The sequence below is a fragment of the Anaerovorax odorimutans DSM 5092 genome (assembly GCF_000426305.1).
Classification (GTDB): domain Bacteria; phylum Bacillota; class Clostridia; order Peptostreptococcales; family Anaerovoracaceae; genus Anaerovorax; species Anaerovorax odorimutans.
In genome coordinates this window covers 77601-88239 of record NZ_AUFC01000008.1, presented here as the reverse complement: position 1 = coordinate 88239, position 10639 = coordinate 77601, and the positions used below count along the sequence as shown (strand labels likewise).

General features: G+C 32.3%; 6 protein-coding genes. 5 read left to right on the top strand and 1 reads right to left on the bottom strand.

Going from position 1 to position 10639, the window contains the following annotated elements:
* The first annotated feature begins 7 nt into the window (after positions 1 to 7).
* Complete coding sequence (gene pyrE / locus K292_RS0104485) at positions 8 to 700, top strand: orotate phosphoribosyltransferase (RefSeq protein ID WP_027398831.1); 693 nt, start codon at positions 8 to 10, stop codon at positions 698 to 700.
* Between the two features lie 70 nt (positions 701 to 770).
* A complete protein-coding gene (locus K292_RS0104480) occupies positions 771 to 2165 on the top strand; it encodes a spore germination protein (protein ID WP_027398830.1) in 1395 nt (464 codons plus the stop codon).
* A 119-nt stretch (positions 2166 to 2284) separates the two neighbouring features.
* Here K292_RS0104480 and K292_RS0104475 read toward each other — a convergent pair whose 3' ends face one another.
* Positions 2285 to 4063 (bottom strand): ABC-F family ATP-binding cassette domain-containing protein, encoded by a 1779-nt coding sequence (locus K292_RS0104475; protein ID WP_027398829.1) that lies wholly within the window; start codon positions 4061 to 4063, stop codon positions 2285 to 2287.
* Between the two features lie 274 nt (positions 4064 to 4337).
* Between K292_RS0104475 and K292_RS0104470 the strand changes: the two genes are divergently transcribed.
* The 3 genes from K292_RS0104470 to K292_RS0104460 all read left to right on the top strand — a co-directional run bounded on the left by K292_RS0104470 (position 4338) and on the right by K292_RS0104460 (position 10580).
* Positions 4338 to 7814: a DNA polymerase III subunit alpha gene (locus K292_RS0104470; protein WP_027398828.1), complete on the top strand. Its 3477-nt coding sequence runs from the start codon at positions 4338 to 4340 to the stop codon at positions 7812 to 7814.
* Between the two features lie 47 nt (positions 7815 to 7861).
* Complete coding sequence (pfkA, locus tag K292_RS0104465; RefSeq protein ID WP_027398827.1) at positions 7862 to 8824, top strand: 6-phosphofructokinase; 963 nt, start codon at positions 7862 to 7864, stop codon at positions 8822 to 8824.
* Between the two features lie 79 nt (positions 8825 to 8903).
* Positions 8904 to 10580 carry a Na/Pi cotransporter family protein gene (locus K292_RS0104460; protein ID WP_027398826.1) on the top strand — a complete coding sequence of 559 codons (1677 nt, stop codon included), beginning with the start codon at positions 8904 to 8906 and terminating at the stop codon, positions 10578 to 10580.
* Positions 10581 to 10639 lie beyond the last annotated feature (59 nt).

The following is a 10639-nucleotide window of genomic DNA, read 5'->3' as shown; positions in this document are numbered from 1 at the left end:
GAAATAAATGAGTTATAAAAAAGAGTTTATAGAATTTATGGTAAAATCAGATGTTTTAACATTTGGAGATTTTACTACAAAAAGCGGAAGAAAAACACCTTATTTTGTAAATACAGGAAATTATAAAACAGGTAAGCAAGCAGCTCAATTGGGTAAGTTTTATGCTGAATGTATAATGGAAAATATAAATAAAGGAAATATCAAAGGAGATATTTCTGCACTTTTTGGACCAGCATATAAGGGGATTCCCCTTTCTGTAGCTACTGCCATTGCTTTATCCAATGAATATGATAAAAATTTAAACTACTGTTTTAACAGAAAAGAAGAAAAGGATCACGGAGAGGGTGGTTCAATGGTAGGCTATAAGCTAAAAGATGGTGATAATGTTTTAATTATCGAAGATGTTATTACGGCTGGAACAGCTATAAGAGAATGTTTCCCTATTCTTAAGGCATCAGCAAATGTGAATCTTACAGGTCTTATTATTTCTGTAGATCGTATGGAAAGAGGTCAGCATGATAAAACTGCCATTCAGGAAATAGAAGCGGAATTTGGTATAAAGACTTATCCAATCGTAACAGTTCGTGACATTATAGATACCTTACATAATGTCCCTATTGATGGTAAAGTTGTTATTGATGATTCAGTGAAAGAAAAGATGGAAGATTATTTAAAACAATATTGTGTAAATAATGACTGATAAAAAAATGTATGAAATTTTCTCGTAGGGTCAAAATAATAGTAAGTTTTGGCAAGGAGAGAAAAGTTTAATGGAAAATAAGTTTAAAGAATATGTAGGAAAAATAAGAGAAATATTACCAATCGGAAGAACTTTTGATATGGTAGAAAGAAATCTACTGATAGGCGGAAAAGAATGTAATATGTATTTTTTACAAGCTTTAGTAAAAGATGATGTTATGGAACGTATTATAACTGGATTTTTTACTATTGCTAAAATTCAGATGGATCAGTATACTTGTGCCATGGATTTTATAAAAAGTGAGATACCATATATTGGGATTACAAGAGAAACAGATATAAATAATATAGTAACAAGTATTTTGTCAGGACAAACCGTTATGGTTGTCGATGGCTTTTCAGAAGCAATTGTAATGGATCTTAGAACTTATCCTGTGCGTAGTGTATCAGAACCTGATAAAGAAAAATCATTAAGAGGAGCAAAGGATGGTTTTGTAGAAACTTTACTTTTTAATACTGCTTTGATAAGAAGAAGGGTCAGAGATCCTAATTTGGTTTTTAAGATATTCAATGTTGGAGAAAAAACCAAAACCGATGTTAGTATTGGTTATATTGAGGGTTTAGCGGACGATAAACAATTGGAAAAAATCACTGATAAAATTAAAGGTCTTAAAGTAAAAAGCTTAACTGTGGGAGATCAAAGTTTAGTAGAAGCAATAGGAAAAAGCAGTTCAATAAATCCATTTCCGAAAGTGAGATACACACAAAGACCTGATGTTGTTTGTGCTCATTTAACAGAAGGGAAATTTGTAATTCTTGTGGACAACAGTCCTACGGCTATTATGCTGCCCACCTGTATATTTGACTTTAATCAAGATGTAGATGACTATTATTTACCGTTTATGACAGGAAACTATTTTAGATTAATCAGGACAATAAATATGATTTCAATTCTACTTTTAACTCCTATATATTTGTTAATTGCAGAAGGTAATATTCCTGTAACGGCACAATTAAAATTCATGATACCAGATGAAGGCTATTCTATACCACTTTTTCTGCAATTTATTATACTTGAATTTGCTATTGATGCTTTAAAGCTTGCATCTTTAAGTACCCCGAATTCTTTAGGTATGTCTTTGTCGGTTATTGGTGCTTTAATATTAGGAGAGTTTTCAATCAGTGCAGGATGGTTCATTCCTCAAACAATATTATGTATGGCTGTGGTTGCTCTTGCCAGCTTTACTCAGTCAAGTATGGAACTTGGATATGCAATTAAATTTATGCGAATTCTTATTCTTATAGGTGTTGCTATCTTTGGAATATGGGGTGGACTTGCTGCGTTAGCTTTCAATTTAATATTACTGGCAAGTACAAAATCTTTGGTAGGAACTTCTTATTTATACCCACTCATACCTTTTAACTGGTATGAATTAAAACATTTATTATTTAGAACAAGATCATAGAGAAAAACTTAAAAGTATTCATTTTAGCAAATTAGTTTTTGATATAGTAGAAACTCAACGTATATATGTCTTTATATATTTTACGGGTACTGAATAAATTTTAAACAGTACCCGTAATTTTATTGCAACGATATTTTTTCGGCTAATTCATTTAAATATACCCAACGTTCCATTTTTTGTTCTAATTCTTTTTCTAATATATCTTTTTCGTGAAAAAGTTCTTGGAGTTTAGCATGATTACTTGATTGCGACAACATGTCTTTTTCTAATTCTGCAATTTTGTTTTCTAAATTTGAAATATCTTCATCTATTGTGTCAAATTCTCGTTGCTCTTTATAAGAAAATTTTAATTTACCAGGTGACTTTTTTTTAATTTCTTTTTGCTTTTTCTCTTTTGATTCTGATGTTTTTATTTCTTGGGATTCATATTTGCGAATATCAATATAATCACTGTATCCTCCGGGATAATGCCCTATTGTACCTTCTTCTTCATATACAAAAGTTCTGAAAACCACTCGGTCAAGAAAATATCGATCATGGGAAACAACTATAACTGCACCGTTGAAATTATCTAAATAATCTTCAAGAATTGTTAGCGTTTCAATGTCAAGATCGTTTGTAGGTTCATCTAAAAGTAATACGTTTGGTGCTTTCATTAAAATACTTAGAAGGTAAAGTCTGCGTTGCTCACCTCCGGATAAACGATTAATCATCGTGGAATGCATGGAAGTGGGAAATAAAAACCTCTCTAACATTTGGGAAGCAGAAATTACACCTTCAGGGGTTGCAATATTATAAGCATAGCTTTGTATGAAGTCTATAAGACGCATATTTGTATTCATATGTTCGTTTTCCTGTGAAAAATATCCTATATTTACGGTATCTCCTATTTCAATGGTACCTTCATCAGGAGGAATTATACCTTGTATGATTTTTAATAAAGTTGATTTACCGCACCCGTTTTCTCCTATTATGCCAATACGATCATTTCTGAGAACAGTATAAGTAAAATCTTTAATTAATTGTTTGTTATCATATTTTTTAGAAATATGATTTAATTCAATGACTTTTTTTCCTAAGCGGCTGCTGAGAGAACTTATATTTATTTGAGATTCATCTATAACTAATTTATTTCTTTTTAATTCTTCAAAACGCTCTATTCTGGAGCGTGCTTTTGTACTTCTTGCCTGTGCACCCCTCCTGATCCATGCAAGCTCATGTTTATAGAGTGTATATCTTTTCCTTTCTGCAGCTAAAGACATCTCTTCTCTGGAAGCCTTTTCTTCTAAAAATTTAGAGTAATTTCCTTCATGTCGATATAATTTTCCTTTGTCCAATTCAATAATACCATTAGTAACTCGATCTAAAAAGTAACGATCGTGTGTAACCATTAAAATAGCACCTTTATACTTATATAAATATTGTTCCAACCATGCAGAAGTATCACTGTCAATATGATTTGTTGGTTCATCTAGGATAAGCAAATCTCCTGGATTTGTAAAAACAGAAGCCATAGATACTCTTTTCTTTTCACCGCCGGATAACTGCGTGATAGGCACATTTAAATTTGTTATTCCAAGCTGGTTCAGCATGGATTTATATTCATATTCCATAGAAAGATTGCTATTATTTTTTAATACCTGTTCAAGTACAGTTAAATTGTCAGTGTATGACGGCATTTGAGGCAGATAAGAGATTCTAGTACCATTTGTCATGGTTAAGTTGCCTTCTTCCGGCTGAATATCACCGGCAATAATACGAAGAAGAGTAGATTTGCCTGTCCCATTGACACCAATTAGAGCAAGTTTATCTCCCTCATGTATACTAAAAGAAATATCTTTCAGCAATGGTTTTTCAGTATATGATTTTGTAATATTATTTACATTTAAAAGTATCAAAGTTAGCTCCTTTTAGTTTTATTTAAAGTATGTTTGTTATGATATTAGAAAAGCATACAAATTAATTATAAATATCAATTATTATACTGCTTTTATATACAATTAAAATCTTTGATATAGTAATTTATGCTTTTATAATTTTAAGTAAAAATATATTCTTTCTTAATATTATACTTTGTAGCTACGTTAAGAACAATATGTTAAAATAGATTTAGTATTATTCGATAATAATTTGCTAAATGATACTAAATTGACTATAAAAGGAGATTATTTTATGAGCTTTACACATCTTCATGTACATACAGAATACAGCCTTTTAGACGGAGCAGCCAGAATTAAAGACTTAATTGCTCGTGTAAAAGAGCTTGGCATGGATTCAATTGCGATTACTGATCATGGAGTAATGTTTGGCGTTATTGATTTTTATAAGGAAGCAAAAAACCAAGGGGTTAAACCTATAATTGGCTGCGAAGTTTATACTGCAGCAAGAACTATGAGTGACAAGGATGTTGATAAAGATAAATATCAGGGACATTTAGTACTGCTTGCAGAAAATCAGCAAGGATATGAAAATCTTATAAAAATTGTTTCAGCTGGTTACACAGAAGGTTTTTATTATAAACCTAGGATTGATAAAACAGTATTAAAAAAATACAGTAAAGGAATTATTGCATTATCTGCATGTCTTGCAGGGGACGTTCAGAGGAAACTTTTAAACAATGATTATGAAGGGGCAAAAAAAGAAGCTCTTGAATTATTGGAAATTTTTGGGGAAGGAAATTTTTACTTAGAATTACAAGATCAAGGATTGGAAGAGGAATATAAGATATTATCATATATGAAAAGACTCAATGAGGAAACTAGTATTCCTTTTGTGGCTACAAATGATGTTCATTATGTAAATCAGTCAGATGCTGCAGCACATGATGTATTGCTTTGTATTCAGACCGCAAGGACTGTGGATGAAGATAACAGAATGAAATTCCCAAATGATCAGTTTTATTTGAAGTCCGAAGAAGAGATGAAGCAGTTATTTTTTGATATTCCCGAGGCAATAGAAAATACTTCTGAAATTGCAAGCAGGTGTAATGTTGACTTTGAATTCGGAAAACTTCATTTACCTGAATTCTCAGCTCCCAATGGTAAAAGTAATAAAGAATTTTTAAGAGAACTTTGTGAGAGTGGCCTTTTAGAAAGGTATGATCAAATTGATGAAGTTTTAAGAAACAGGTTGGAATATGAGCTTACCACTATTGAAAACATGGGATATGTGGAATATTTTCTTATAGTTTGGGATTTTATAAATTATGCGAAGAGTAACAAAATAATGGTGGGACCGGGAAGAGGTTCTGCAGCAGGTAGTATTGTGGCATACGCTTTAAAGATTACAGATATTGATCCTATTAAATATGATTTGATTTTTGAAAGATTTTTAAATCCTGAGAGAGTGAGTATGCCTGATATTGATATCGATTTTTGTTATGAAAGAAGACAAGAAGTTATTGATTATGTTGTTGAAAAGTATGGAGAGGATAAAGTTGCACAGATTATAACCTTTGGAACTATGAAGGCTAAAGGGGCAGTAAGAGATGTGGGCAGAGCTTTGAATATGAGTTATGGTGAGGTTGATGCCATAGCAAAAGCTATTCCTTTTGATTTAAAGATGACAATAAGCAAGGCTTTAGAAATGAATCCGGAATTAAAAAGTTCTTATGATAATGATAAAAGAATTAAGGAGCTTATTGATACTGCAATTGCATTAGAGGGAATGCCAAGACATTGTTCAACTCATGCGGCAGGAGTGGTGATTTCAAAGAAAAGCATAAACGAATATGTTCCTTTATATTTCTCTGACAAGGGAATCAGTACACAGTTTACAATGGGTACAATTGAAGAACTCGGATTACTTAAAATGGATTTTCTTGGCTTAAGAAATTTAACTGTCATAAGAGATGCACTTGATTTAATTGAAAAAAATCATGGGGTTAAAATTGATTTATCAAAGATGGTTTATGATGATAAAGCTGCATATGACCTGATAAGCAGTGGAAATACACAAGGAGTATTTCAGCTTGAAAGCAGTGGCATGACTCAGTTTATGAAAAATTTGAAACCAGATTGCTTTGAAGACATTATAGCGGGAATATCTCTTTATAGACCAGGACCTATGGCTTCAATTCCAACTTATATTGAAAATAAAAAAAATCCTGATGGAATTACATATATTGATAAAAACTTAGAACCTATTTTATCTGTAACTTATGGCTGTCTTGTATATCAGGAGCAAGTAATGAAAATTGTTCGTGATTTAGCAGGATATACTTATGGAAGAAGTGATCTTGTAAGACGTGCAATGAGTAAGAAAAAAAGAGATATAATGCTGAAAGAACAGGAATATTTTATTTACGGAAAAGATGATGAAAACGGAAATATAGAAATAAAAGGCTGTGTCAAAAATGGAATCCCCGAATCTTCTGCACAGGAAATATATAATCAAATGATTAGTTTTGCAGAGTATGCATTTAATAAATCTCATGCAGCAGCTTATGCAGTTTTGGCTTATCAAACAGCGTATTTGAAAAACTATTATCCCGTAGAATTTATGGCAGCACTTATGACCAGCGTTATTGGCGATCCAGATCAGATTGCTAAATATATAAGAAACTGCAATGAAATGAAAATTGAAGTTTTGCCACCTGATATAAATGAAAGCAGCAAAAAATTTACTGTAATTGACGGAAAAATTCGATTTGGTCTTTTAGGTGTGAAAAATGTTGGTGAAGGCGTTATAAATGAGATTATTAAAGCAAGGACAGGAAAAGGAAAACCAAAAGATATTTTTCAGTTTATCAATAATGTAGATATTCACGAAATTAATAAAAAAGCAATTGAAAGTTTGATTAAATCAGGAGCCTTTGATTCATTAAATGAAAATAGGGCACAATATATGGCAGTTTATGAAAGCTTGGTTGAATCTGCACAAAGCAATTCCAGAAAAAACATAGAAGGACAAATGAGTTTATTTCAGATGAACAGCGAGGTTATGAGCAGCTCAGGTTTGGAAACTACCTTGCCTAAAATTACAAATTTTAAAAATAATTTATTGATTACTATGGAAAAAGAAATGATAGGTGTTTATCTTACCGGCCATCCATTAGCCGATTACAAAGAAGATATAAACAAAATAATCAGCGTGAATTCAGAAGACTTAATCAATGCACATTCAGACAGTGGAAGTAAAATTTATGATGGAATGACTGTTATCATGGCAGGTATCATAAGTTCAAAAAAGACATTAATTACAAAGAATAATAAGATGATGGCATTTTTGCAGATTGAAGATTTTTATGGAAATTTTGAAGTAATAGTTTTTAGTAACGTATATGAAAAAAATATAGGTTTAATTAAAGAGGATTCTATCATTGTTGTAAAAGGAACTGTCAATTTTAAAGAAGATGAAGAACCTAAAATTCTAGCAAATAAAATCTTTGATATAAATTCGTATATAGGAGACAATAAAAGTGAATTTTCTAATATAATAAAGATAATTATTCCAAAGGAAATGGATGAGTCAAAGACATTAAATGCTATAAGAAATATCATTATTGAGCATAAAGGGGACACACCTGTTATTATATCCTCATTAAGTTCAAACAAAAGGTTTAAAACAAAATCAGATTTATGGGTAAACCCCGATAATATATTTTTAACAAAAATTTCGGATTTAATTGGCAAAGATAATATAAAATGATACAATATACTGGGGAAATTTTTAAAACGATAGGAAGGAGTTATCGTATGAAAAGAATTGGTGTACTAACAAGCGGAGGAGATTCTCCGGGGATGAATGCGGCAATCAGAGCTGTAGTAAGAAGTGCAATCTATTATGATATGGAAATATATGGAATAAATAGAGGTTATGAAGGTCTCATACATGGAGAAATAAATGAAATGAGCGTTTCATCAGTTTCAGACATTTTACAACGCGGAGGCACCATTCTCAGAACAGCAAGAAGCAAAGCTTTTATGACTGAAGAAGGTTTTAACAGAGCTTTGGACATGTTAGAAAACTTTGAAATAGAAGGTTTAGTAGTAATTGGCGGGGATGGATCTTTAAAGGGAGGTCTTGAATTAACAAAAGCAGGCGTTACTGTTATAGGTCTTCCTGGTACAATTGATAATGATTTAGGATATACAGATTTTACCATAGGCTTTGATACGGCAGTGAACACCGTATTATCGGCAATCGGAAATATACGTGATACATCTTCATCACATGAAAGATCCACGATTGTAGAAGTAATGGGCAGAAACTGCGGTGATATAGCATTGTATGCAGGAGTAACAGGGGGAGCTGAGGCTATTTTAATTCCTGAAATCCCCATAGATATAAATGCAATATGCAGAAAAATAATTCAAGGTATAAACAGAGGCAAACTCCATAGTATTATTATTCGTGCAGAAGGGATATCTATAAACTCTCAAGATTTAGCAGATACTATTACTAAGCGAACTGGAATGGAAACAAAAGTAGTTGTCTTGGGATATACACAAAGAGGGGGATCTCCTACAGCCAGAGACCGGATGCTCGCCAGCAGAATGGGTCATAAAGCGGTTGAATTATTGCGGGAAGACAGCAGAAGCAGAGCTGTTGGAATTGAAGGTACAGAAATAGTTCATTATGATTTAGAAGAGGCTTTACAGATGAAAAAAGTAAATGACGAGTCATTTATACAATTAGCGAATATATTATCAATTTAATCTATTGCACTACCTAGTAATTGAATATAATTACTGGGTTAGTGCTTTTTAATTAAGATAGGAGAAAGAGTAAAGAAATATGAGTAACGAATATGTACAAATCGTATTTGGCTTATTAGGCGGTTTGGCAATTTTCATTTATGGAATGAATTTGATGAGCGAAGGTCTGCAAAAGGCGGCAGGGGAAAAAATGAGAAGTATTTTAGCCCTGCTTACAAAAAATCCTTTGATTGGAGTTTTGGCAGGTGCATTGACTACAGCAGTATTACAAAGCAGCAGTGCCACTTCAGTAATGGCAATTGGATTTGTAAGCGCAGGATTAATGACATTGCCTCAGGCAATTAGTATTATTTTAGGTGCAAATATTGGAACAACCATGACTGCACAATTAATTGCCTTTAAAATAGGTGATTTTATATGGCCCATTTTAGTAATAGGATTTATTTTATATTTCTTTTTTAAGAAAGAAAATATAAATCATATCGGACAAACTATATTTGCTTTTGGGTTACTTTTTATAGGCATTGAAAATATGGGCTCTGTTATGAAGCCTTTAGCAGCCACACAATTTTTTGCTGATTTGATGACGAATGTACAAAGTACTCCTTTGTTAGGAGTTTTAGTAGGTACACTTATGACAGTCGTTGTACAAAGCAGCAGTGCAACTATTGCCGTATTACAAAATTTAGCCTCGCAAGCCGGACCTGATGGTGTAACAAGTATTATAGGATTAAAAGGTGCATTGCCAATTTTGTTTGGAGACAATATTGGGACAACTATTACAGCCCTATTAGCCACTATAGGAGCTTCTGTTAATGCTAAAAGAACTGCCATTGCACATACCGTATTTAATGTAACAGGGACTTTGGTATTTCTTTTTATAATACCTTTATTTGCAAAGTTTGTTGTAATGATTTCACCAAAAGGCGCAGAGCTTGATGTAATTGCCAGACAAATAGCAAATGCACATACTTCGTTTAATATTCTGAATACGTTACTTTGGCTTCCATTCATATGGTTACTTGTTAAAATTGTTACTAAGATTTTACCTGGTGAGGAAGTGGTTGCAGGAGAAAAAAGTACCATGTATTTGGATCACAAAATTATTAACCAACCGGTTTTTGCAATACATTTGGCCACAAGAGAATTATCAAGAATTGCTAATTTTGCAGCAACTATGATTGGTGATGCAAAAAAGGCTTTTGTTGATGAAAGCCATAAGGCAGTAGAAAGGGTTTTAGAAACAGAAGATACAGTAGACATTCTTCAGGACTATACAGTTAAATATTTAGCTTCCATACCTACGGCAGCAGAACTTACAGAGCATCAGGCACTCCGTGTGAGAGGACTTATGCATGTTGCTAGTGATATAGAAAGAATCGGAGATCATTGTACAAATATTGCAGAATTTGCACAGGAAAAAATGACAAAAAAATATGCTTTTTCAAAAGAAGCATTAGACGAAATAACCAATGCATTTTCTCGTGTAGAAAAGATGGTGGCAAATGTAATCAAAGCATTGGAAAACGGGGATGATAATTTAGCAAGATCTGTTTTGGAACAGGAAAAAGAGCTGGATAATCTTGAAGAAAGACTAAGAAATCATCATATGGAAAGGCTTTATCATGGAAAATGTTCGCCGGAATTTACTGTTATCTATACAGATATAATTCATAATATTGAGAGAGTTGGTGATCATTGTACAAATATTGCAGAAGCAGTATTGCAAGATATTGACTTTGTACATGAGGTGTAGGACAATATTTTATAATATTACTATATGTAAATTAATATCATGTAATGTAAAAATGATTT

Excerpts from the sequence above, each read along its gene's own strand:
- pyrE (WP_027398831.1), top strand. The coding sequence starts at position 8 with ATGAGTTATAAAAAAGAGTTTATAGAATTTATGGTAAAATCAGATGTT.
- K292_RS0104480 (WP_027398830.1), top strand. The coding sequence starts at position 771 with ATGGAAAATAAGTTTAAAGAATATGTAGGAAAAATAAGAGAAATATTA.
- K292_RS0104470 (WP_027398828.1), top strand. The coding sequence starts at position 4,338 with ATGAGCTTTACACATCTTCATGTACATACAGAATACAGCCTTTTAGAC.
- pfkA (WP_027398827.1), top strand. The coding sequence starts at position 7,862 with ATGAAAAGAATTGGTGTACTAACAAGCGGAGGAGATTCTCCGGGGATG.
- K292_RS0104460 (WP_027398826.1), top strand. The coding sequence starts at position 8,904 with ATGAGTAACGAATATGTACAAATCGTATTTGGCTTATTAGGCGGTTTG.